At 70.0% G+C, this 23496-nt stretch carries 22 protein-coding genes; 14 read left to right on the forward strand and 8 right to left on the reverse strand.

What is annotated here, in order from left to right:
• Window positions 1–70: 70 nt before the first annotated feature.
• From yegS to AC1PLR_RS19740, 4 genes are all read right to left on the reverse strand, one after another.
• A complete protein-coding gene (gene yegS, locus AC1PLR_RS19725) occupies window positions 71–1009 on the reverse strand; it encodes a lipid kinase YegS (RefSeq protein ID WP_481102061.1) in 939 nt (312 codons plus the stop codon).
• 217 nt (window positions 1010–1226) lie between these two features.
• Window positions 1227–1709, reverse strand: a complete 483-nt coding sequence (locus AC1PLR_RS19730; protein ID WP_481102062.1) for an N-acetyltransferase family protein — start codon at window positions 1707–1709, stop codon at window positions 1227–1229.
• 1 nt (window position 1710) lies between these two features.
• On the reverse strand, window positions 1711–2379 hold the full coding sequence (gene rpe / locus AC1PLR_RS19735) for a ribulose-phosphate 3-epimerase (protein ID WP_481102063.1): 669 nt from the start codon (window positions 2377–2379) through the stop codon (window positions 1711–1713).
• Window positions 2380–2388: 9 nt separating this feature from the next.
• Window positions 2389–2721 carry a J domain-containing protein gene (locus AC1PLR_RS19740; RefSeq protein ID WP_010341396.1) on the reverse strand — a complete coding sequence of 111 codons (333 nt, stop codon included), beginning with the start codon at window positions 2719–2721 and terminating at the stop codon, window positions 2389–2391.
• A gap of 142 nt (window positions 2722–2863) precedes the next feature.
• Here AC1PLR_RS19740 and AC1PLR_RS19745 point away from each other — a divergent pair, with 142 nt between their 5' ends.
• The 5 genes from AC1PLR_RS19745 to AC1PLR_RS19765 all read left to right on the forward strand — a co-directional run bounded on the left by AC1PLR_RS19745 (window position 2864) and on the right by AC1PLR_RS19765 (window position 8127).
• Complete coding sequence (locus AC1PLR_RS19745; protein ID WP_019801108.1) at window positions 2864–3790, forward strand: phosphoribosylaminoimidazolesuccinocarboxamide synthase; 927 nt, start codon at window positions 2864–2866, stop codon at window positions 3788–3790.
• 308 nt (window positions 3791–4098) lie between these two features.
• Window positions 4099–4581, forward strand: coding sequence for a hypothetical protein (locus tag AC1PLR_RS19750; RefSeq protein ID WP_481102064.1), 483 nt, complete (start codon window positions 4099–4101; stop codon window positions 4579–4581).
• Between the two features lie 117 nt (window positions 4582–4698).
• Complete coding sequence (locus tag AC1PLR_RS19755; RefSeq protein WP_420008185.1) at window positions 4699–5379, forward strand: hypothetical protein; 681 nt, start codon at window positions 4699–4701, stop codon at window positions 5377–5379.
• A gap of 50 nt (window positions 5380–5429) precedes the next feature.
• The gene (locus tag AC1PLR_RS19760; RefSeq protein WP_481102065.1) at window positions 5430–7307 is read left to right on the forward strand and encodes a peptidoglycan-binding protein; all 1878 of its coding nucleotides are present in this window, start codon (window positions 5430–5432) and stop codon (window positions 7305–7307) included.
• Between the two features lie 337 nt (window positions 7308–7644).
• Entirely contained in the window at window positions 7645–8127 is a 483-nt protein-coding gene (locus AC1PLR_RS19765; RefSeq protein ID WP_152236627.1) for an Mpo1 family 2-hydroxy fatty acid dioxygenase, read from the forward strand.
• Window positions 8128–8221: 94 nt separating this feature from the next.
• Here AC1PLR_RS19765 and AC1PLR_RS19770 read toward each other — a convergent pair whose 3' ends face one another.
• On the reverse strand, window positions 8222–9157 hold the full coding sequence (locus AC1PLR_RS19770; RefSeq protein ID WP_481102066.1) for an NAD-dependent epimerase/dehydratase family protein: 936 nt from the start codon (window positions 9155–9157) through the stop codon (window positions 8222–8224).
• A gap of 424 nt (window positions 9158–9581) precedes the next feature.
• On the opposite strand from AC1PLR_RS19770, the gene AC1PLR_RS19775 reads away from it, so the two are divergent.
• From AC1PLR_RS19775 to AC1PLR_RS19800, 6 genes are read left to right on the forward strand one after another with little or no spacing between them, the layout of a single operon-like run.
• Window positions 9582–12413, forward strand: a complete 2832-nt coding sequence (locus AC1PLR_RS19775; protein WP_481102067.1) for a monovalent cation/H+ antiporter subunit A — start codon at window positions 9582–9584, stop codon at window positions 12411–12413.
• Entirely contained in the window at window positions 12413–12778 is a 366-nt protein-coding gene (locus AC1PLR_RS19780) for a Na+/H+ antiporter subunit C (RefSeq protein ID WP_010341385.1), read from the forward strand. The genes AC1PLR_RS19775 and AC1PLR_RS19780 overlap by 1 nt, the downstream gene beginning before the upstream one ends.
• Window positions 12775–14337 (forward strand): monovalent cation/H+ antiporter subunit D, encoded by a 1563-nt coding sequence (locus AC1PLR_RS19785; RefSeq protein WP_481102068.1) that lies wholly within the window; start codon window positions 12775–12777, stop codon window positions 14335–14337. The genes AC1PLR_RS19780 and AC1PLR_RS19785 overlap by 4 nt, the downstream gene beginning before the upstream one ends.
• 1 nt (window position 14338) lies before the next feature.
• Window positions 14339–14842, forward strand: a complete 504-nt coding sequence (locus tag AC1PLR_RS19790) for a Na+/H+ antiporter subunit E (protein WP_010341382.1) — start codon at window positions 14339–14341, stop codon at window positions 14840–14842.
• Complete coding sequence (locus tag AC1PLR_RS19795; protein ID WP_010341381.1) at window positions 14839–15123, forward strand: K+/H+ antiporter subunit F; 285 nt, start codon at window positions 14839–14841, stop codon at window positions 15121–15123. The genes AC1PLR_RS19790 and AC1PLR_RS19795 overlap by 4 nt, the downstream gene beginning before the upstream one ends.
• Window positions 15120–15491 carry a Na+/H+ antiporter subunit G gene (locus AC1PLR_RS19800; protein ID WP_017908202.1) on the forward strand — a complete coding sequence of 124 codons (372 nt, stop codon included), beginning with the start codon at window positions 15120–15122 and terminating at the stop codon, window positions 15489–15491. The genes AC1PLR_RS19795 and AC1PLR_RS19800 overlap by 4 nt, the downstream gene beginning before the upstream one ends.
• 153 nt (window positions 15492–15644) lie before the next feature.
• Here the strand turns inward: AC1PLR_RS19800 and AC1PLR_RS19805 are convergent, their stop codons facing one another.
• Window positions 15645–16595, reverse strand: coding sequence for a calcium/sodium antiporter (locus AC1PLR_RS19805; protein ID WP_481102069.1), 951 nt, complete (start codon window positions 16593–16595; stop codon window positions 15645–15647).
• A gap of 201 nt (window positions 16596–16796) precedes the next feature.
• Here AC1PLR_RS19805 and AC1PLR_RS19810 point away from each other — a divergent pair, with 201 nt between their 5' ends.
• From AC1PLR_RS19810 to fhuE, 3 genes are all read left to right on the forward strand, one after another.
• Window positions 16797–17894 (forward strand): catalase family peroxidase, encoded by a 1098-nt coding sequence (locus tag AC1PLR_RS19810; RefSeq protein WP_481102070.1) that lies wholly within the window; start codon window positions 16797–16799, stop codon window positions 17892–17894.
• A complete protein-coding gene (locus tag AC1PLR_RS19815) occupies window positions 17891–18460 on the forward strand; it encodes a cytochrome b (protein ID WP_481102071.1) in 570 nt (189 codons plus the stop codon). Before AC1PLR_RS19810 ends, AC1PLR_RS19815 begins: the two co-directional genes overlap by 4 nt.
• Window positions 18461–18835: 375 nt before the next feature.
• Complete coding sequence (gene fhuE / locus AC1PLR_RS19820) at window positions 18836–21001, forward strand: ferric-rhodotorulic acid/ferric-coprogen receptor FhuE (protein ID WP_481102072.1); 2166 nt, start codon at window positions 18836–18838, stop codon at window positions 20999–21001.
• 61 nt (window positions 21002–21062) lie between these two features.
• On the opposite strand, the gene AC1PLR_RS19825 is transcribed toward fhuE, so the two are convergent.
• Both AC1PLR_RS19825 and AC1PLR_RS19830 read right to left on the reverse strand, forming a co-directional pair.
• Window positions 21063–22757, reverse strand: a complete 1695-nt coding sequence (locus AC1PLR_RS19825) for a diguanylate cyclase (protein WP_481102073.1) — start codon at window positions 22755–22757, stop codon at window positions 21063–21065.
• A 103-nt stretch (window positions 22758–22860) separates the two neighbouring features.
• Window positions 22861–23463: a response regulator transcription factor gene (locus AC1PLR_RS19830; protein WP_209030199.1), complete on the reverse strand. Its 603-nt coding sequence runs from the start codon at window positions 23461–23463 to the stop codon at window positions 22861–22863.
• Window positions 23464–23496 lie beyond the last annotated feature (33 nt).

The following is a 23496-nucleotide window of genomic DNA, read 5'->3' on the forward strand; positions in this document are numbered from 1 at the left end:
TGAAGCCGCTCCTACGAGAGCAATACGCTAGCAACACGAGCGCAGATGGATGACGTGCGCTGCGGGCCGGCTAGCGCCCGCGCGCCTGCAGCAGCGGCGAGTCCGGCGGCAGGTGCATGCGCAGGCGCCCGGGCACGCAGTCGATGCGGAAGTGGCGCGAGGTTTCCGGCTCGCCGTCCAGGTTCAGGGTCAGCGGCTGCGCCGCCTCGATCCGCAGCCATGGCAGGCGCGCACGCACCGCCACCCGCTCAAGCGCGGCCTGCTTGCCGGACGTGACCAAGGTGCCGAGGGTCGCGGCGACCTCGCCGGTCAGCTCGGGCACCAGGGTCAGGTCGAGCAGGCCGTCGTCGAGCAGCGCCTCCGGGCACAGCACCTGACCACCGCCGGCTTGGCGGCCGTTACCCAGGCCGAGCGCGATGAAATCGCCTTCCCAGGCAAACTCCGGCCCTTCGAAGCGGGCCCGGATCGGATCGATCCGGCCCAGCCGGCTCATGCCGGTGACCAAGTAGGCCAGCCCGCCCAGCATCTTCTTCAGGCCTTCGTCGGTCTCCACCGTGACCTGGGTGCCGAAGCCGCCGCTGGCGACATTGGCGCACCAGTGCGGGCCGTGCTCTGCCTCGATGCGCAGCAGGTCGATCGGCTGCGCCGTGGTGCGGGCGATCAACTCCAGCGCCTCCAGCGGCGGCAGCGGGAGACCGGTGGCCGTGGCGAAATCGTTGGCCGTGCCCAGCGCCACCAGACCCAGGGCCGGCAACGCCGCGGCCGGTTCCTGACGATGCGCCAGCGCGCTGGCGACCTCGCTCAGGGTGCCGTCGCCGCCGGCGGCGACGATGCAGGCGGCACCATCGGCCACCGCCTCGGCCACGTAGCGTTCGGCATCGCCCTGCTCCCAGGTGACCCGCACCTGCAGCGCCACGTCGCGCGCGCGCATGGCCATGACCGCCTCGCGCAATGCCTCGTCGCCGGCCGACTTGCCGTTGAGGATCAGACGCCAATGCGCTGCAGCCATGCGAACCATCCCGGGGTGAGGCGCCCAGGCTAGTAGGCGCGGCATGCGCGATGCGTGAATCCAGGCGGGTGCGTTGTCATACGCACGTCACCGAGCGTCCGGAACATGGAAGGCCATAGCAAGGAAGACGGATGGAGGCAGGATCAGCCTCCGATTTATCTCCCAGGGGCCGCACCGGCGACGGTGCGGTTCTTTTCTTTTGGCTGCCCTGTGCCGCTCAGCCGGCGGCGAACCGGGCCAGCGCCTCGCCCTGCAGCCGGTACACGGTCCACTCGTCCTGCGCGCGGGCGCCGACCGCTTCGTAGAAGTCGATCGCCGGCTGGTTCCAGTCCAGCACCGACCATTCGAAGCGGCCGCAGCCCTCGGCCACCGCCTGCCGCGCCAGATGCTGCAGCAGCGCCTTGCCGGCACCGACGCCGCGGTGCGCCGGGTCCACGTACAGGTCTTCCAGGTACAGGCCGTTGCGGCCGAGCCAGGTGGAGTAGTTGTAGAAGTACACCGCGTAGCCGATCGGCTGGCCGTCGGCCTCGCAGATCAGCGCCTGCGCGCGGGCATCGCCGCCGAACAGGGTCGCGCGCAGGCCGGCCTCGTCGGTCTGCACCGCGTCCTCGGCGCGCTCGTAGCGCGCCAGGTCGCGGATCAGGCGCAGGATCAGCGCCGCATCGTCGGCCACCGCCGGGCGGATATGCAGCACCGCCATCTCAGCGCCCCGCCACCGCGGCGCGCATCTGCGTGATCGCCTCGGCGTAATCCGGCGCATTGAAGATGGCCGAGCCTGCAACGAAGGTGTCGGCGCCGGCGGCGGCGATCGCGGCGATGTTGTCCGGCTTGACCCCGCCGTCGATCTCCAGCCGGATCGGCTTGCCGCTGGCGTCGATGCGCGCACGGATCGCGCGCAGCTTGTCCAGCGCCGAGGGAATGAAGGCCTGGCCGCCGAAACCCGGGTTGACCGACATCACCAGCACCAGGTCCAGGTCGTCCAGCACCCAGTCGAGGATGTCCACCGGCGTGGCCGGGTTGAGCACCAGGCCGGCCTTGCAGCCGTGCGACTTGATCAGCTGGATGCTGCGGTGCACGTGGCGGCTGGCCTCGGGGTGGAAGCTGATGATGCTGGCGCCGGCCTCGGCGAAATCCGGGATCAGCCGGTCCACCGGCTCCACCATCAGGTGCACGTCGATCGGCGCGGTGACGCCGTGCTTGCGCAGCGCCTGGCAGACCATCGGGCCGATGGTCAGGTTCGGCACGTAATGGTTGTCCATCACGTCGAAATGGATCCAGTCGGCGCCGGCGCGCAGCACGGCATCCACTTCCTCGCCGAGGCGGGCGAAATCGGCGGACAGGATGGACGGGGAGATGATGCAGTCGGACATGGCGGGATCTCAGCGCTTGCGCAGGGTGCGGATACGGTCGTAGGCGGTGTTGAGCTGGCTGGCCTTCTTCTCGGCGCGGGCGCGCAACTCGGGGCTGGCGCTGGCGACCTTGTCGGGGTGGTACTGGGACATCAGCCGGCGATAGGCCAGTTCGATCTCGGCGTCGGTGGCGTCGCGGGTCAGGCCCAGCTCGCGGTACGGATCCTCGCGCTGGGACAGCTTGAACCAGTCGGCGTCGAAGGCATGCCCGATCAGCAGCCCGATCAGGGCGCCCAGCACCGGCGTGGGCCGCAGCAGCAGGGCCCCGGCGATGGCGCCGAGCAGTTTTCCGTACCAGGGCATGGGGCGAGGGCGGGCGCGGCGTCAGGGCCGGCCATTTTACGGCACAGCGGGGCGTTCCGGCCGTACACTACGCGGCCCGCCGTCCGCCGCGGGCCCGCCGGGTCCCGGGACGGTCGCCATTGCGAAGTCCGTAGGAGTGCCTGTGTCCACCACGCTGTTGCAATCCGATCTGCCTGGCCTGCCCTTGCGCCACCGCGGCAAAGTCCGCGACGTGTTCGACATCCCCCGCGAGCGCCTGCCGGCCGACGCCCCGCCCGGCGACTACCTGCTGATGGTCGCCACCGACCGCCTGTCGGCCTTCGACGTGGTGCTGCCGGACCCGATTCCCGGCAAGGGCGAGATGCTGTGCCAGGTCTCCAACTTCTGGTTCAAGAAGACCGAGCACCTGATGCCCAACCACCTCACCGGCATCGACGTGGCTGCGGTGCTGCCCGAGGGCGTGGACACCGCGCTGTACGCCAGGCGCGCCGTGGTGACCCGCAAGCTCAAGCCGGTGCCGGTGGAGGCGATCGCCCGCGGCTACCTGATCGGCAGCGGCTGGAAGGACTACCAGCGCACCGGCAAGGTCAGCGGCATCGAACTGCCCGACGGGCTGCGCCAGGCCGAGAAGCTGGCCGAACCGATCTTCACCCCGTCGACCAAGGCCGCCGTCGGCGACCACGACGAGAACATCGACTTCGACGCCATGGTCAAGACCGTGGGCGCGGAACTGGCCGAGCGCGTGCGCGACGCCACCCTGCGCATCTACCGCTTCGCCGCCGACTTCGCCGCCGAGCGCGGCATCCTGCTGGCCGACACCAAGTTCGAGTTCGGCACCGACGCCGACGGCCGCCTGTACATCATGGACGAGATGCTGACCCCGGACTCCTCGCGCTACTGGCCGGCCGACCAGTACGAAGTCGGGACCAGCCCGCCGAGCTACGACAAGCAGTTCGTGCGCGACTACCTGGAGACGCTGGACTGGGGCAAGACCGCTCCCGGCCCGCGCCTGCCGCAGGACGTGATCGACCGCACCCGCGCCAAGTACGCCGAGGCGCTGCAGCGGTTGGCGGGGATTTCGGTCGACTGAGTGAGGTCGTGCGCCGGGTGAGCCGGCGCGTGAGGGTGGTCGCGGAAGGCGGCCGCCTTGCGGTCAGTGAGGTAATCGCTTCCGCTTCACGAGCAGACTGGCATGGATGTTCCTCGCGAACGGGCTGTGATCCGTCGCGATGTGCTGGTGTTTAATAGCGGGTTGCTCGGGCTACTTTCCGCCCTTGCATTGTGAGTTGTAGCAATGGCGGCAATACCCTGCCCCGGCTTCACGACATGATGATCCTGGTGAACTAAACTCACCCGCCCGCAGGGCGATTGCCCGCCCGACCCGATCAGGAGGATCCGTTGGCTATCGCACGCCCCATTCTGACGCCCCTGGCACTGGCCGCGGCCCTGGTCGCGTGCAAGGCGCAACCGGCTGGCTCCACGGTCGCCACGGCGACGGCCGCACCCGCGCAGGCTGCGCCCGCCGCAGAAGCCCCGCGTTGCCAGGACGCCGATTTCGATGCCTTCCTCAAGCGCTTCAGCGCCGACATCGCGGTCCAGGAAAAGGCCACCGCGAATCCGTTGACGATGATCCACATCGACCCGGACGCGCAGCCGGAACCGGCGCCGGTGACCCGCAACGTGCCGCTGGCCGAGGTCGAATGGCCGGTGATCCCGAACCTGGAGGCGGCCCGCAAGGGCGGGCGCGAGGTAGTGGTGACGCAGAACGCCGAGGGCCGGCAGGTCCTGGTGCGCACTCCCGATACCGGCGACCAGCAGGTCTACCAGTTCGCGCAGAAGCCGTGCTGGACGCTGGTTCGCGTGGACGATCAAGTACTTTAACTGCCGCTTTCCAACAGCTCCGCGCAAGTCCCACTCAGCCTCAACCTCCTTCACTATGCTGTATCTCGCCCACGCTACATTTCCGCAACCCTGCTCGCATGTGAGGTAAAGATGCGCTTGTCCCGTCCTTTCCGCCACTCCGGCAACCGCGTTGTGTGGCCTGCTATTTCGTTGATGCTGCTCGCGCTGAGCGCATGCAGCAACGGCCAGTCTGCCGCCCCTGCCGCTGTGTCCGCGAGCGACCCTGCGCCGGCCAAGCAAGCGGCTCACGCCACGCCCGCAACTGTAGAAGCCACGCCAAGCGACGCAGTACAGCAACTGGTGCAGTCCAGTGGTGTCCAGTGCGAAGACAGCAAGACGGTACGCAACTGTACGGCCGGCAATCTCGACGCGGGCGACTACTACGACGTCGAATTGACGGCAGACTGCGGCGAGCATGGATTCTTCGCAGGCGTTGCAGACACCAAGGGCGCGCCAGCACTGAATGCCGTACCAACGACGGGCAGCCATGCCACACCGCGGGCCACCCTCTCGCAAGGCCAGCTCGTCTGCGTCCAGGGCATCGCCCGCGCCGGCCAAAACCCAATGTACTACTACGTCGTCGCGGTTCCTGCGGAAAGCGTGGCGAAGTGCAAGGGCAATGCACTATGCAAGCAGTATGGGGATCGTCCAATCAAGTGGACCTCCCCCGCAAACGGCGCCGCCTGCCATGCCGCTGCGCCGGGCCACTATGCAGGTAACTGCGCGCAAGGCTGGGTCAGCGCCAGCGCGCTGGACGTGTTTTCAGACGGAATGTAGCAACTGCTTCCACAAGCCTCGCGCTTGTCCAATCGCAAGGAGAGCAATGTATGTCGGACCCCAAAATCACTCGACTCGTCAGCAGCGTCGGCACCACGCGCACGGTAGAGATGGACGATGGAAGTACCGTCAGCCGATCAGGCGGATCGGTGTCGTGGCGCAACAACAATCCTGGCAACCTCAAGTTCGAGTTCGCTGGCAGTGCGGACAAAACAGTCAACAACCCGCGTACGCGCGAAGAGGCGTTGCAGTCGGCACAGGACCGTTATCGTGGTGTCGTTGGTCTCGACCAGTGGGGTAATGCGGTTTTCGAAAGCTACGAAGCAGGTCGCGCCGCCAAGATCCAGCTGCTGGAGCGACGCTTCGGCAACGACACGGTCGAACAGATGCTGCCGCGCTACTCGAAGGCCGATTACAGTGGCACCACGCATCATCGCGAACAGGCCGCCACCATTTTCGCGGAGGGCGACCGCCAAGGCGTGGACCTGCGTAATAAAACGGTTGCGCAGATGAGCGAGCGCGAGCGCGAAGCGCTGGCCGACGGCATCAGGCGCTTTGAGGGTTGGCGAGCGGGCGAGGTCACGGTCCAAACACCCGCTCAGACCACGGCACAGACCGTGGCGCAAGCGACGTCCCCAGCTACGCCCACTGCATCGAGTCCTGTCCCCGCGACATCCGATAGACCTAGCGCGGCGGTCTACAACGAGGCGTACCAGCACTTCTTCAACGAGGGCCGACGCTACGAGTACGGTCGTCCGGACCACCCCAGGCCGGGGCGCGACAGCAGCCGCCTTGAGCGCGATGGTGATGGCGACGGTCGCCTTGGCGTGGATTGTTCCGCCTTCGTATGGCGCGGCCTCAAGAACGCCGGCTACGACGTGCCGGGCGAGAATGCCGCAGGATTTACCACCGCCAAGCTCTTCAATGGCTCACAGGTCACGCCTTATGCGCGTGAGCATTTCGATGTCACCTCGGCAGCGGAGGCACGCAAACCCAATGGCTCGTTGCACCAGGGCGATCTGCTGCTGTTTTCGTCGCCAAACGGGCAACACATCGGCATCTTCAAGGGATATGACAAGGCAGGAAACATTCAGTTCATCGGCTCGCAGGGCAGTACCGGGCCGGCGGAGGTCACGATTCGCCCAGGTGGCTACTGGGATGGAGGCAGCACCCGCATCGTGGGCGCGCTAACCCCGAAGCCGGAATTCCAGGTTCGCGCTCCACTGCATGGCAATGGCGAAGTTCCTGCGCGGCAGGCATCCGCCACACCCTCAGAAGCACACGGCGCCAAGAGTGCGGCCATGGCCGATGGCCTGCTCAAGCAGGGCGAACGCGGCAATGAAGTCGAAGCGCTGCAGCGTCAGCTCAACCGTATCGGCGTGCGCGATGCGCAAGGCAAGGCGTTGGCCGAGGACGGACGCTTCGGCGAGCATACCCGCGAGGCGGTTCTTGCCTTCCAGAAACAACGCGGCCTCACCCAGGACGGCATCGTCGGCCGCGACACCCGTGCCGGACTGGCGGCTGCCGAGCAGGCCCAGGCCAAGCCGGCGAAAGGTCCGCAGCTGGGCGAGCCGGGGCATCCGGATACGCCGCTGTACGACAAGATGCGCACGGAGGCCGATCGCGGTGCCGAGAAGGCCAACCCGCCGCACGCCAAGCTCTCGAACGAGGCAGTGGCCAACCTGACCCTGCAGGCCAAGCAGGCCGGGATCGACAGTCCCGACAAGCTGAAGGAGGTCAATGTGACCAACGACAAGGCCTTCGTCGCCGGGACCACGCCGGGCTTCCGTGCGGTGGTGGACCTGCAGCAGCCGGCACCGCCGCTGGAGCAGACCAGCGCACAGCTGGCGCGCCAGTCCGCGCAGCAGCAGGAAACGGTGCAGCGCGAGCAGCAGCAGGAGACGAACAGGAGCATGGCGCGCGCCTGAGCCGCCAAGCCGTGGCGGGGCGATCGTGCCGACAGCGCGATCGCCCCTGGTCGGCGACGCCGCCGCTTGCGTGCGGCGATTGGTCACGTGGTGTCTGACGCCGGTCGTCGAGACGCAAAAAGCGTTTCTCATGCCTTGCATTTGGCTCGATCGAGCGGATGCAAGGTGCGCCTGTAGGAGCGGCTTCACCCGCGGCGAGGCGTCCCGGTGAGGCCTGTCGCGGCTGAAGCCGCTCCTACGGGATGCTTCCCGAAGGTTTAGAAGCCCGACACGCCGCGTGGTGTCTCCGCATCGCGCCAGCGATGGCGCTATGCTGAGCCGGTTCCTGGGAGGGAAGATGGATACCACCGCCTACGCGCGCCCGATCGACCGCTATTTCGCCAGCTATTCCGACGATCACCGCAATGCCGCCAACCAGCGCATCCACGTGGTCGCGGTGCCGGCGATCCTGTGGTCGGTGGTGGCCCTGCTGTGGTGCATCCCGGTCGGCGGCACCTGGTTCCAGAGCGGGCTGTGGGCGGCGTTGGGCATGTTCGCGGCGTGGATGTACTACAACCGCCTGTCGCGCCCGCTGGGCTACGGCATGCTGGCGGCGTTCTTCTTCTGCGGCTGCCTGTGCCGGCTGCTGGAGGCGCACCTGGGCCTGCAGGGGCTGCTGTGGCTGGCGATCGGCGTGTTTGTGGTGGCCTGGATCGCGCAGTTCATCGGCCACGCGCTGGAAGGGCACCGGCCGAGTTTCCTTACCGACCTGACCTATCTGCTGATCGGCCCGGCCTGGGTGCTGGCCAAGCTGTACCGGCGCATGCACTGGCGCTACTGAGCGCGGCTGAAGCCCCTACCGCGCCTTCTTTCCGCACACCTCACGGTCGCTGCACGCGGCCCGCAGCAGGCTTGGCCGTGCGCGCAACACGACATCAGCCCTGCTTCGCCGTCTCTGCGGTCTCCAGGCCCAACATCGCCGCATCCGGGGCGAAGGCGCGCGGCGCGTAGCCGAAATCCTGCCGCGCCGGTTGCAGGTCGAACGCCAGGTCCTCGCGCATGCGCTGCAGCGCGGCGCGGTTCATGCCCTGCAGGCGGCCGCAGGCATGGGCCAGCGCCAGCGCCGACGCGAACAGTGCGTGCGGCAGGGTCAGCAGCCGCGCCGGCGGCCGCAACGCGATCAGGACCCGCCGCACCATTTCGCGGTAGCTGAGCGTCTCGCCACCCCCGAGCGCGTAGCTGCGTCCGTGCGTGGCCGGATGCGCCAGCACCGCCAGCGCCGCGTCGGCCAGGTCCTGCACATGCACCGGCTGGCGCAGGCCACTGGCGCTGCGCGGCAGCACGAACCAGCCGGTGCGCCGCGCCAGCGCCGCGATCGCGCTGAGGGTGCGGTCGCGGCCAGCGCCGTAGACCAGGGTCGGGCGCAACACCGTCGCCGCCGCGCCGCGCTCGGCGGCGACTGAGAACACGATCGCTTCGGCCTCGCGCAGGCGCCGGGCGACATCGCGTTCGGCGGCATCCAGCGAGTCGCGCTTGACCTCCAGGCTGGTGGAGCCGAAGGCGACCACGCGCGCGGCGGCGACCGGCGCGCGCCGGTACCAGTCGGCGAAAGCGTCCAACGGCCCGCAACTGAACACCACCTCCGCCGCCACCGGCGGCGCCTGCAGCGCGCTCAGTTCGCCGGCATGCCAGTGCAGGCCGGGTTGCGCCGTGCGCGCCTGCCGTGAGTAGGCATGCACGTCCCAGCCGTCGGCCAGCAAGCGGTGCAGCAGGCGCTCGCCGATCTGGCCGCTGCCACCGAACACCAGCGCGATGCGCGGCGACGCCACGGACGGAGGGGAAACGGATGCAGAAGCAAGCGAATCGGTCATCGGCACAGGATAGTGCGTGCGCCGCCATTTGCGGCCGGAGCGGCGTGCGATCGTTGCACCGCACGGCATGCCGACGGCTGGTAGCGCTTGGCAGGCGATGGGCAGCACAGGCCTGCACAGCGCCGGCGATCGCCACGCTCATAGGCGAACTCTCCCGCACCTCTCGCACCCTCATCCGCATCAAGGTCGCACGCGCCTCTGCCGCCGAACGTGTCCACACGAGGCGCTGCCCGCACCGCACGCCAACCGATAACGCGCAGCGCCGACATCCAACATCGTCCACGCCACGCATGCTCGCAAGCGCCTCACCCGCCCGCGGCTACGCTGACGGCATGACCGTGCACGCCTTCCGTTCCCGCGCCGGCCACCGCCGTGATGCGCCTGTTACACTCGGGCTCCTGCTCGCGAATCTCGTATTCCCTGCATGATCCCCGCCCTCGACATCCTGCTGGCCTTGCCGTTCCTGATGGCGGTGGCCGTGGTGGCCCTGCGCCACCGCTCGCGCGCCACCCTGGCCTGGGCCGCGGCGCTGGCGCCGTTGGCGGGATTGGCGGTGCTGGGCGCGCTGACGCCCACCGTGCTCGAGGGCGGCATCGTCCGTGCCGACCACGCCTGGCTGCCGCAGATCGGCCTGCAGTTCTCGCTGCGCCTGGACGGGCTGGCCTGGATGTTCGCCGGCCTGGTGCTGGCGATCGGCGCGCTGGTGGTGATGTACGCGCACTACTACCTGAGCGCACGCGAGAACGCGGCGCGCTTCTATGCCTGCCTGCTGCTGTTCATGGGCGCGATGCTGGGCATGGTGATCGCCGGCAACCTGTTGCTGCTGATGGTGTTCTGGGAACTGACCAGCATCAGCTCGTTCCTGCTGATCGGCTTCTGGTCGCACCGGCAGGATGCGCGCGACGGCGCGCGCATGGCGCTGGTGATCACCGGCGGCGGCGGCCTGGCGTTGCTGGGCGGCGTGCTGCTGCTCGGGCGCATCGTCGGCAGCTACCAGCTCGACGCGGTGCTCGCCGCCGGCGATGCGATCCGCGCCAGCGCACTGTATCCGTGGGCGCTGGGGCTGATCCTGCTCGGCATCTTCACCAAGAGCGCGCAGTTCCCGTTCCACTTCTGGCTGCCGCACGCGATGGCCGCGCCCACCCCGGTGTCGGCCTATCTGCATTCGGCGACGATGGTGAAGGCCGGCGTGTTCCTGCTGGCGCGGCTGCATCCGGCACTGGCCGGCAGCGACCTGTTCTTCTACACGGTCAGCGGCATCGGCGCGGTCACCCTGCTCACCGGCGCCTGGTTCGCGATCTTCCAGCACGATCTCAAGGGTCTGCTGGCGTATTCGACGATCTCGCACCTGGGCCTGATCACCATGCTGTTCGGGCTGTCCACGCCGATGGCGGTGGTGGCCGGCGTGTTCCACATCCTCAACCATGCGGTGTTCAAGGCCTCGCTGTTCATGGCCGCCGGCATCATCGACCACGAGACCCACACCCGCGACATGCGCCGGCTCGGCAACCTGCGCCGCTGGATGCCGCTCACCAGCGCGCTGGCGATCACCGCCTCGCTGTCGATGGCCGGCATCCCGCTGCTCAACGGCTTCCTGTCCAAGGAGATGTTCTTCGCCGAAGCGCTGGGCGCCGACGGCCCGGCGGCGATGCGGGTGTTCACCGCCACCTCGGCGCTGCTGGCCGGCGTGTTCGGCGTGGCCTACAGCCTGCGCTTCGTCTATGAAACGTTCTTTGGCACGGGCCCGCGCGATCTGCAGACGATGCCGCACGAGCCGCCGCGCTGGATGAAGATTCCGGTGGAGATCCTGGTGCTGGTGTGCGTGGCGGTCGGCATCGTGCCGGCGCTGACCGTGGCGCCGGTGCTGCGCGCCGCCGCCGGCGCGATCCTCGGCGACGCCCTGCCCGACTACAGCCTGGCGGTGTGGCACGGCTGGAACGCGCCGCTGGCGATGAGCATTGCTGGCGTCGTCGGCGGCGTCGTGCTGTATTTCGGCCTGCGTCGGCTGACCGCGCTGTACACCGAGGTCAGTCGTTCGCTGGGCAAGCGCGTGTTCCACTGGCACGTGCAGACCCTGTTCGGCGTGTCCACGCGTTTTACCCGCCTGCTCGCCAACGGCCGCCTGCAGCGCAGCCTGCGCTGGCTGGTGCTGGCCGCGGTGGTCGTCGTGGCCGCGCCGCTGCTGCGGGCGCCGCCGCTGTGGCAGCAGTGGCCGGCGCCGCAGGGCATGCCGTTGCTGGGTTGGGGGCTGTGGCTGCTGATCCTCAGTTGCGCGCTGTCCACGCTGTTCCTGTACCGGCAGCGGCTGCTGGCGGTGCTGGTGCTGGGCGGCAGCGGGCTGGGCGTGAGCCTGGTGTTCGTATTCCTGTCGGCGCCGGACCTGGCGCTGACCCAGTTGCTGGTGGAGATGGTGACCCTGGTGCTGATGCTGCTGGGCATGAACTACCTACCCAAGGCCTCGCCGCCGGAGCCGCGGCGCTGGCGGCGCTGGCGCGATGCGGCCCTGGCGATCGTCGCCGGCGGCGGCATGGCGCTGCTGGCGTATTCGGTGATGACCCGGCCGGCGACGACCATGGCCGGCGAGCTGCTGCAGCGCGCGCTGCCCGAAGCCTACGGCCGCAACGTGGTCAACGTGATCCTGGTGGACTTCCGCGGCTTCGATACCTTCGGCGAGATCACCGTGTTCGGCATCGCCGCGCTGGTGGTGCACGCGCTGCTGCGGCGCGCGCGGATGGCGCCGGAGAAGGTGATGCCGGGGCCGCCGATCAAGCTGCCGGTGCCGGCCGACCTGGCGCAGCTGATGTTCCCGTTGACCCTGACCGTGTCGATCTTCCTGTTCCTGCGCGGCCACAACGCACCCGGCGGCGGCTTCATCGCCGGGCTGGTGCTGGCGGTGCCGCTGCTGATGCAGTACGTGATCCAGGGCGCGGCCTCGGTGGAGTCGCGCTTCGGCTTCGACTACATCCGCTGCATCGGCCTGGGCCTGCTGCTGGCCACGTTCGGCGGCATGGCCTCGATGCTGTTCGGCGTGCCGTTCCTCACCAGTGGCCACCTGGATCTGCAAGTGCCGCTGATCGGCACGGTCCCGCTGGCCAGTGCGCTGGTCTTCGATACCGGCGTGTACCTGGTGGTGTTCGGCGGCACCATGCTGACGCTGTCGATGATGGGCACGATCAAGCCCTCGCGCACCCGCGATTCGCAGCGCGGGCAGATCGATCCGACGCGGCGGTCGGCCATCACCGGGGAGATGCCCTGATGGAGCTGGCACTGGCGAGCGCGATCGGCGTGCTGACCGCAGTCGGCGTGTACCTGCTGCTGCGCGCGCGCAGCTTCGACGTGATCCTGGGCATGACCGTGCTGTCCTACGCCACCAACCTGCTGATCTTCGCCGGCGGCCGGCTGGTGCAGGGCAAGGCGCCAGTGCTGCGCGACGGCATCGCCCCGACCCTGGCCGAGCACGCCGATCCGCTGCCGCAGGCGCTGGTGCTGACCGCGATCGTGATCGCCTTCGCGATGACCGCGGTGAGCATCGTGCTGGCGATGCGCAGCCGCGGCGACAACCACAGCGACCACGTCGATGCGCGCCCGGACCCGGGCGACGGCGAAGGCGAGGCGCCATGACCCATCTGTTGATCCTGCCGATCCTGATCCCCTTGCTCGGCGCGGCGCTGTCGCTGTTCGCCGAGCACCGCCGCTACGGCCGCAAGATCCGCCGTGCGGTGGCCTGGACCGCGATGACGGCGCTGGCCGCGGCGGTGCTGGCGCTGTGCGTGCAGGTGAGCGACGGCCAGGTCCACGCCTACCTGCTCGGCGACTGGCCGTCGCGGCTGGGCATCGTGCTGATGGCCGACCGCCTGTCGGCATGGATGCTGGCGACCACCACCCTGCTCGCCGGCGCCTGCCTGCTGCACGCCTGCGCCGGCTGGGACCGGCGCGCGCCGCACTTCCATGCGCTGTTCCAGTTCCAGCTGGTCGGCCTCAACGGCGCGTTCCTGACCGGCGACGTGTTCAACCTGTTCGTGTTCTTCGAGGTGATGCTGATCGCCTCCTACGGCCTGCTGCTCAGCGGCGGGCGCGGCCTGCGCCTGCGCGTGGGCTTCCACTACGTGGTGTTCAACGTCACCTCCTCCACCGTGTTCCTGATCGCGCTGGGCCTGCTGTACGCGCTGCTCGGTTCGCTGAACATGGCTGAGCTGTCGCAGCGCGTGGCGCAAGCGCCGCCGCAGAACGTGGCGCTGATCAAGGCCGCGTTCGGCCTGTTGCTGCTGGTGTTCTGCGCCAAGGCCGCGCTGCTGCCGCTGTACCTGTGGCTGCCGGAAACGTATGCGCGCGCGCCGGCGGCGGTGGCGGCGCTGTTCGTGATCATGACCAAGGTCGGCCTGTACGCGGTGCTGCGGGTGGGCACGCTGATCCTCGGCAGCCAGGCACAGGCGCTGGACGGCTACGGCCGCGACTGGCTGCTGTGGCTGGGCCTGGCCACGCTGCTGCTGGCCGCGCTGGGGGTGCTGGCGGCGGTGCGCCTGCGGGTGCTGATCGGCTACCTGGTGATCGTGTCGGCGGCGACGCTGTTCGTGGCCTTCGCGCTCGACGCACCGGGCACGCTCGGCGCCGGGCTGTATTACCTGGCGCATAGCAGCTTCGTCGCCGCGGCGCTGTTCATGATCGCCGACCTGATCCGGCGTCGCCGCGGCGGCGCCAGCGATCGCAAGGAGATCATCGCGCCGTTGCCGGGCAAGACCGTGCCCGGCGTGCTGTTCCTGATCGCGGCGATCTCGGTGGCCGGGCTGCCGCCGCTGTCCGGCTTCCTGGCCAAGGTGGCGATCCTCAGCGCGACGCCGGCCGGGTTGACCGCACCGGTGTGGGCCGCGGTGCTGCTCAGCAGCCTGATGGTGATCATGGGCCTGACCCGCGGCGGCGTGCGCCTGTTCTGGCGCGTGCCCGGCGACCAGGACACGGCCGAGCACGGCACCGTGGAGTTGCCGCGCCCGGCGCCGCGCAAGGCGCCGGCACGGCCGCTGGAAACCGCCGCCACCGTGCTGCTGCTCGGCTACGGCGTGGCGATGACCGTGGCCGCCGGGCCGCTGCTGCGCTACAGCGAGGCCGCCGCCGCGCAACTGCTGCGCCCGGCCGACTACACCACCCAGTTGCGCGGCACCGCGCCGGCCCTGCGGGAGCCCTGACATGTCCGCCCGTCCCTGGTCGCGCCGCCTGTTCCCGTCCTGGCCGCTGAGCCTGACCGTCACCGCGTTCTGGCTGCTGATGAGCGACAGTTTCAGTCTCGGCCAGGTGCTGCTGGGCGCGGTGCTGGGCGTGGCGGTGCCGCTGTTCGCCGCGCGCCTGGACCGTGAGTTCGCGCGCATCGGCTCGCTGCGCCCGGTGCCGAAGATGCTGTGCGTGGCGGCATGGGACATCGTGCGCTCCAACGTGGTGGTGGCGCTGCAGGTGCTCGGCCCGGAGAAGCGCATCCACCCCGGCTTCATCTGGGTGCCGCTGGACATCGCCAACATCCACGGCATCGCCGCGCTGACCAGCATGATCACCCTGACCCCGGGCACGGTGTCGGCGGCGCTGTCGGACGACCGCAAGTACCTGCTGGTGCACGTGCTGCACCTAGACGATGCCGAGACCGTGATCCGGCAGATCAAGACGCGCTACGAGGCGCCGTTGATGGAGATCTTCCCATGACCAGCCACATGTTCATCGAGACCACGATCGTCGTGTGCATGCACGTGGTGGCGCTGGCGATGCTGCTGGCGCTGTGGCGGCTGCTGCGCGGGCCGACCGTGCCCGATCGCATCCTGGCGCTGGACACGCTGTCGGTGACCGCGATCGCCGAACTGATGCTGTTCGGCATGTACCTGGATTCGCCGGTGTACTTCGAGGCGGCGCTGATCATCGCCATGCTCGGCTTCGGCAGCACCGTGGTGCTGAGCAAGTACGTGCTGCGCCGGGACATCGTCGAATGATCGGCGTGCTGCAGGTGGGGCTGTCGCTGCTGCTGATCGTCGGCTGCTTCTTCATCCTGGTCGGCGCGCTGGGCCTGGTGAAGCTGTCGGACTTCTTCAAGCGCCTGCACGCCCCGACCAAGGCCAGCACCCTGGGCGTGGGCTGCGTGCTGCTGGCCTCGGTCGGCTACCACCTGTTCCTGGGCCAGGACCCGCAGCCGCGCGAACTGCTGATCACCGCGTTCCTGTTCATCACCGCGCCGATCAGCGCGCACATGATGGCCAAGGCGGCGCTGTCGCTGATGCTGGAACAGCGCCCGCAGGTGCCGGGCAGCGACCACGCCGAGCAGGAAGGGCTGCCGCCGCCGGAGCAGCCGGAGGAGCGCTGAGCGCGCAGGTCTGCGTAGGAGCGGCTTCAGCCGCGACAGGCTTTACAGGGAACGCCCGTCGCGGCTGAAGCCGCTCCTACGAGCGAGGCCGGTGCGTACCGTGGGACCAGCCGCTTTTTCCAATCCCCAATCCCGACTCCCCACTCCCGGCCCTCAAGCCAGCAACGCCAGCTCCAGTCCCACCCACGCCAGGAACGCCACCAGCAGCACCGCGCCCTCGCCGCGGCTCAGGCGCATGTCGCCGCGCAGCATCGGGTACAGCACCACCGCCAGCGCGATCGCCGCCGGCAGTTCCAGGCGCACGAACGAGGCCGGCAACGGCAGCGGCCGCAGCGCCGCCATGCCGCCGATCACCACCAGCAGGTTGAACAGGCTCGATCCCAGCACGTGGCCGACCACCATGTCGCCCTGGCCACGGCGCGCGGCGGCCACTGCGGCGGCCGCTTCCGGCAGTGCAGTGCCGATCGCCACCGGCAGCAAGCCGACCAGCAACGGCGACAGGCCCCAGGCCGCGCCCAGCCGCGGCGCGTGCTCCACCACCAGGTTGGCGCCGGCGTTCAACAGCACGAGGGCGATCAGCAGGCGCAGCAGGTTCAGTACCAGCCCAGTGCGGGTCACCGCGTAGCCGGACACGCCGAGCTGGCGTGCGGCCGGCTCGTGCCGCGCGCGCAGCAGCAGGAAGGCGACCACGCCGACGAAGGCCAGCAATAGCGCCACGCCTTCGGTGCGCGAGATCGCGCCATCCAGGCCGAAGCCGATCAGCGCCAGCGTGGCCAGGGTCAGCAGGATCAATAGCGGCGGCAGCAGGCGCGTGCGCAGCAGCAGCGGCGCCGCCAGCGCGGCAAGCCCCAGGGTCAGGCCGAGATTGGCCAGATTGCTGCCGACCGCATTGCCCAGCGCCAGGTCTTGCGCGCCGGCGGCGTAGGCGCGCGCGTTGACCGCCAGTTCCGGCAGCGAGGTGCCGAAGGCCACCAGCAGCAAGCCGGCCACGAACGGCGAGGCACCAAAGCGCTGCGCCAGGCCGGAGGCCGCCTTCACGATCGAGTCCCCGCCCAGCGCCAGGAACGCCAGCCCCAACACGACCCAGCCGATCGTACCCGCCATCGCCGACTCCCCGCCCTCAAGAAGCGGCGATTCTATGCGCAGCGCCGATGACGCCGCCGTGGTCGTGCCGCCGCAGTGGTACGCGGCCGGCGTCCGGGCTGGGGCGCCGCCACGACCGCGCGTTCATGCCCGAGCGTGTCTGCTAGCGCCTGCCACGCGCCCGAGCGCGCCCTCCCTCGCCGCCGCCACAGGAGCCGCCCCATGTCCCGTCCCGATCTCACGCCGCCGCCGCGGCGGCCCTGGCTGGCGCTGGCCGGCATCGCCGCGATCGCCGCGGCGCTCGCCGCCGCCTTCGCCTGGAGCGCCGGCTGGCTTGGCGGCCCGCAGCGGCTGACCGCGCAGCGCATGACCGACGCCATCGAAGCCGGCGGCCCGCCGCATCCGGGGTTCCGCCGCGCGCACAGCAAGGGCGTGTGCGTCAGCGGCCATTTCGAGGGCAATGGCCAGGGCAGCGCGCTGTCCTCGGCGCGGGTGTTCGCGCAATCCTCGGTGCCGGTGCTCGGCCGCCTGTCGATCGGCGGCGGCGACCCGCACGGCGCCGACGGCGCCGCCCGCGTGCGCAGCATGGCCCTGCAGTTGCGCAGCGACGACGGCCAGGAATGGCGCACGGCGATGAACAGCTTCCCGTTCTTCGTGGTCGCCAGCCCCGAAGGCTTCATGGCGCAGACCCTGGCCGCGCGCCCGGACCCGGCCACCGGCAAGCCGGATCCGGCGAAGATGGCGGCGTTCCTGCAGCGTTACCCGGAGGCGAAGAAGTTCCAGGAGTGGGCCAAGACCGCACCGTGGTCGGACAGCTGGGCCAACACCCAGTACAACGGCGTCAACGCGTTCCGCTTCACCGCCGCCGACGGCAGCACGCATGCGGTGCGCTGGTCGATGCGCCCGCAGACCCCGTTCGCGCCGCTGTCGGCCGAGCAACGCGCCAAGGCCGATGCCGACTTCCTCAGCGAAGACCTGCAGGCGCGGCTGGCGCGCGGCCCGCTGCGCTGGGATCTGGTGCTGACCGTGGCCGCGCCCGGCGACCCGGTCGACGACCCCTCGCAACCGTGGCCGCAGGATCGCCAGCAGGTGGTCGCCGGCACCCTGGTGCTGGACCACGCCGAACCGCAGGCCACCGGGCCGTGCCGCGACCTCAACTACGATCCGCTGATCCTGCCGCACGGCATCGCCGGCTCCGACGATCCGATCCTGGCCGCGCGCTCGGCGGTGTATTCGCAGTCCTTCAACCGCCGCGAGCGCGAGATCGCCCACGGCCAGGCGCCCGACGCCACCGGCCGCCCGCACGGAGGTGCGCAATGAACCGCGACGACCGCCCCGCGCACTTCAACCTGCTCGCGCGCGTGCTGCACTGGCTGATGGCGGCGATGATCCTGACCATGCTGTTCGTCGGCGTGGGCATGGTCGCCTCGGTGTCGCAGCGGCCCTGGCTGCTGAACCTGCACCGCCCGCTCGGCATCGCCATCGGGCTGCTGGTGCTGGTGCGCCTGGGCAACCGCCTGCGGCACCGGCCGCCGCCGCTGCCGGCCGACCTGCCGCGCTGGCAAAAGGCCGCCGCGCACGCCTCGCACTGGCTGCTGTACGCGCTGATGCTGGCGATGCCGCTGCTGGGCTGGTCGATGCTCTCGGCCGGCGGCTACCCGATCGTGCTGTGGCCGGGCGTGCAGTTGCCGCCGATCGCCCCGCACAGCCCGGCGCTGTACGCCTGGCTGCGCAGCGCGCACGGTTGGCTGGCCTACCTGTTGTTCGCCACGGTGATGATGCATCTGTGCGCGGCGCTGTTCCATGCCTGGGTACGCCGCGATGGCGTGTTCTCGAGCATGGCGCGCGGCGCGGCGACGCCTGCAGCGCCACGCGACAAGGCTTAGTCCACGCGACACGCGGGACGCAGCGCGTGCGTCCCGCGCCGCGCACGCTAGTGCCCTCACGCGCACGTCGATCGGCCAGTGCGGTGCGGCATGACTCCCGGGCGACGCGACGCGTTTGTGCCGCCCCCGACATGGCCCCAGCCGCGGGCCGCCGTTACACTTGTCGGCGGACGGGCGCGCTCGTCCGCCCTGTTCTTCCCGCGCACCGGTCGTTCCCCTGGGAATCCGGCGCCGCGGCCGCGCCAGCCAGCGCCGTTGTTCCGCAGCCCGCCACGCCGGCCTGCGAGTCCGCGCGCCAAGCCAGCTCACCCTCGATCGTCGTCCGGCGCCGCATCCGCGCCGGCGATGGCCCTGCCTGCTGCCTTGGAGTCCGCGATGTCCCGTGTTGCCCCCACCCGCCGTTTTCCGCGCCGTTCGGCGCTGGCCGTGGCCTGCCTGCTGGCCGCCGCGCCGGCGTTCGCCGCGACACCGGCCGCGTCCGCCGCCGACGGCGCGGACGATGCCGAGCGCGATGTCACCACCCTCGACAAGATCAGCGTCAAGGGCGAGCGCGCCGAGGGCTACAGCGTGCGCAAGACCAGCGCCGGCACCCGCTTCGAACTGGCGCCGCGGGAGATCCCGCAGTCGGTGAGCATCATCAGCCACCAGCGCATCGAGGATCAGGGTCTGGACGACATCATCGACGTGCTGCAGAACACCACCGGCGTGTCCAGCACGCGCTCGGACAGCGAGCGCTTCGAGTTCTACGCGCGCGGCTTCTACATCGACAACTACCAGTTCGACGGCATCCCCACCACGATGGTGCAGAACTGGAGCTACGGCGATTCGGCGCTGGACCTGGCCCTGTACGACCGCGTCGAGGTGGTGCGCGGCGCCACCGGCCTGCTCACCGGCGCCGGCAACCCCTCGGCCTCGGTCAACCTGATCCGCAAGCACGCCGACAGCGCCGAACTGACCGGCAGCGTCACGGTCAGCGCCGGCAGTTGGGGCCGCACCCGCTCCACGGTCGACGTCACCACCCCGCTCAACGCCAGCGGCACGGTGCGCGCGCGGGTGATCGGCAGCTACCTGGACACCGATTCGTACGTGCAGCGCTACAGCCAGCGCAAGTCGCTGGGCTATGCGGTGATCGATGCCGACCTGACCCCGGACACGCAACTGAGCGTGGGCTACGACTACCAGAACAAGCAGTCCGACGGCGTCACCTGGGGCGGTTTCCCGCTGTGGTACGCCGACGGCAGCCGCACCGACTACCCGCGCTGGTTCAACCCGGCGGCGGACTGGACGTTCTGGGACACCACCAGCAAGCGCGCCTTCGCCACCCTGCAGCACGCCTTCGGCAACGGCTGGCAGCTCAGGCTCAACGCCACCCACGACCAGACCGACGTCACCGACAAGCTGTTCTATCCGTACTACACGATCTATGGCTTCGACCGGCAGACCGGCGCCGGCGTGGTGCCGTACTCGGGTTACTACATCACCGGGCGCAAGGTCGACGGCCTGGACGCCTACGCCGAAGGCCCGTTCCAACTCGGCGGGCGCGAACACGACCTGATGGCCGGCTTCAGCTACAACCGCCGCCGCTACGTGAACACCGGCGCCTTCGACTTCCCCGGGCCGCTGCCCAGCTATCTCGGCTGGACCGGCGCCTATCCGGAACCGGCGTGGTCGCCGCTCAGCGAGTTCAGCCGCGGCACCGTCACCCAGAAGGCCGGCTATGCGGCAGCGCGGCTGTCGCTGGCCGATCCGCTGAAGCTGATCCTGGGCGCGCGCTACACCGACTGGAAGGTGGACAGCAGCGAGAGCGGGGTGGGCTACGTGCTGCACCAGGAGAAGACCACGCCCTACGCCGGCCTGGTGTACACACTCGACGACGTCTGGTCGGTCTACGCCAGCTACACCGACATCTTCCAGCCGCAGACCGCGCGCACCGCCAGCGGCGCCTACCTGGACCCGGTGATCGGCAAGAGCTACGAGGTTGGGGTCAAGGGCGCCTGGTTCGACGACCGCCTCAACGCCGCGCTGTCGGTGTTCCGCATCGACCAGGACAACGTCGCCCAGGCCACCAGCGGGTTCGTGCAGGGCACCACCGAGACCGCCTATGTCGCCGCGCAGGGCACGGTCAGCCGCGGCGTGGAGTTCGAATTGAACGGTGAGCTTGCGCCGGGCTGGAACGCCACCTTCGGCGCCTCCCGCTACGTCGCCAAGGATGCGGCCGGCGCGGACATCAACAGCCAGCTGCCGCAGACCACGCTCAAGCTCTACAGCAGCTACACCCCGCGCAGCCTGAGCGAACTGACCGTCGGCGGCGGCGTCAACTGGCAGAACCGCATCTACTACGTCGATGCCACCTACGGCCGCTTCGCGCAGAGCGGCTACGCGCTGGTCAGCGCCTTCGCGCGCTACCGCCTGTCGCCGGCGTTCTCGGTGCAGCTCAATCTCAACAACCTGCTGGACAAGCGCTACTACGCGCAGATCTACGGTTACGGCGCCTGGGGCGAACCGCGCAACGGCACGCTGAGCTTCAGCTGGTCGTTCTGAACCGGCAGTCCACGCCGCACGCATGCCGCGACGCGGCATGCCTGGGAGGGAGACAGGCGCCTCAGGCCTCGACGATGCGCAGCGGCACGGCGTCAGCGGCGGCGACGCGGTTACGGCCGCCGCGCTTGCCGCGGTACAGCGCCGCATCGGCGCAGCGCAGCAGTTCTTCGGTGCTGCGGCCGTGGTCCGGATAGGCGGCCACGCCGATCGACACGGTCACTGGCGGCAGCGCCTGGCCCTGGTGCTGCACCTGCAGCGCCGCCACCGCGGCGCGGATCTGCTCGGCACGGCGCTGCGCCACGTCGGCGGCGGCACCGGGCAGGATCACCGTGAACTCCTCGCCGCCGTAGCGGCAGGCGATGTCCTCCGGCCGCACCAGCCCGGCCAGCAACTGGCCGAACGCCGCCAGCAACGCATCGCCGCCGGCGTGGCCGAGGCGGTCGTTGAGCGCCTTGAAGTGGTCCAGGTCCAGCATCATCAGCGCCAGCGGCTGCTCGCGCCGCTCGCAGCGCGCCAGTTCGCGCACCAGCGATTCTTCCAGGTAGCGGCGGTTGTACAGCCCGGTCAACGGATCGCGGATCGACTGCGTGCGCAGGCGCTGGCGCAACTGCAGGTTGTGCAGCGCCATCGCCAGCTGTTCGGCCACCACCTCGACCAGCGGCAGGCGCTCGAGCAGGGTCGGATCGCGGCTGGACAGATGGATCAGCCCCAGCGGCTCGCCCTGCACCAGCATCGGCACGCAGGTGCCATGCCGCGCCGCGCCCGCAGCGTGGGCGCAGGCCGGCGCCGCGCCGGGCCGCTGGATCTGGGTGGCGCGGCTGCGCAGGCCTTCGCAGCCGCTCAGCGACAGCGCCGGCATGCACAGCGCCTCTTCGCCCCAATGCGCCACGCAGACGGCCTGCTCGCCTGCCGCATCGGTGCAGTACACGCTGCAGCCGGCGTCGCCGAGCAGGCGTTCCAGCGCCTGCCGCGCGACCTCCACCGCCTCGTCCTGCTGCACGCAACTCTGCAGCCCGCGGCTGCAGCGGTTGAGCGTACGCAGATCCTGTTCGGTGCGCTGCATCTGCTGCACGGTGCCCACCAGCAGCGCATTGGCATGGTGGCCACGCAACTCGGCCTGGCTGCGCCGGCCGATCTCGCGGCGCAGCAGCAGGTACAGGCACAGCGTCATCGCACAGACGGCGGGAATGCCGACCACCGCCAGCCGGCGCAGCAGGTCGGCGTTGGCGGCGGTGGAGCGGGCGCTGCTCGCCAGCGCCGCGCGCTCGCTGCGCACCATGCTGTCGGTGTTGCGCCGGATCGCCTGCGCCAGCACGCGGCCCTGGCGCGCGCGCTCCGGGTCCGGCCTGAGCATGCCCGGGCCGCCGCCGCGCTCGAAACGGGCCACGGCCCGCGCGCTGTCGCGCATGCGCGTCTGCACCTGCGCCTGGACCAGGCGCAGGCGCTGCTGCTGGGCGGGGTCGTGCCGTACCAGCGCGGCCAGTTGCTCCAGCCGCGCCGGCAGCGTCTGCTGGCAGCCGCGGAAATCGGCCAGATGCTCGCGGCTGCCCAGCAGCAGGAAGCCGCGCAGGGAGGCATCGCAGTCGGCGAGGTTGAGCTGCAGGCCGTTGATGCCGGCAATCACCTGGTGGCTGCGTTGCACCTCGGCGGCATCGTCGAGGAAGCGCTCGCTGCCCACCAGCACGCCGCCGCTGATGCCCAACAGCAGCAGCAGGGCCAGCGGCACGCCATAGCGGTTGATCGTGGTGGAGGGCATGGCGTCGACGAGGGGAAGGGAGGAAGGCCGCGCGCGCCACCAACTGCGCTGCGCAGTCAAGCGCAGGGAGCCATGCAAATTTCAGGCCACCTGGCGCGGCGCGTCACAGCCAGCCCTTCTGCCGCGCCAGCCGCGCCGCCTCGATGCGGTTGCCGACCCCGAGCTTGCCGATCGCCTCGGACAGGTAATTGCGCACCGTGCCCGACGACAGCCCCAGCTGCGTGGCGATGTCGCCGGCCGAGGCGCCCTCGCCGGCCAGGCGCAGCACCTGGCGCTCGCGGTCGTTGAGCGGGTCGGCTTCGGACCACGCTTCCAGCGCCAGTTCCGGGTCGATCGCGCGGCCGCCGCGGTGCACCTGGCGGATCGCCTCGATCAGCCGCTGCGGCGGCGCATCCTTGAGCAGGTAGCCGCCGACCCCGGCATCCAGCGCGCGCCGCAGGAAGCCGGGACGGGCGAAGGTGGTGACGATGATGACGCGCACCGGCAGTTGCTGCCGCTGGATGCGCTGGGCCAGCTCCAGCCCGCTGAGGCCGGGCATCTCGATATCGGTGACCAGCAGGTCGGGGGAATGCGCCTGCAGCGCGCGCCACGCGGCCTCGCCGTCGGCCGCGCTGGCGACCACGTCCAGATCCGCTTCCAGGCCCAGCAGTGCGCCCAGCGCACCGCGCACCATCGCCTGGTCCTCCGCCAGCACTAAACGAATCACGGCACCCCCCGGTCCTTGTCGGCCCATTGTAGT

It is taken from the genome of Xanthomonas sp. NCPPB 3570, from assembly GCF_056725115.1.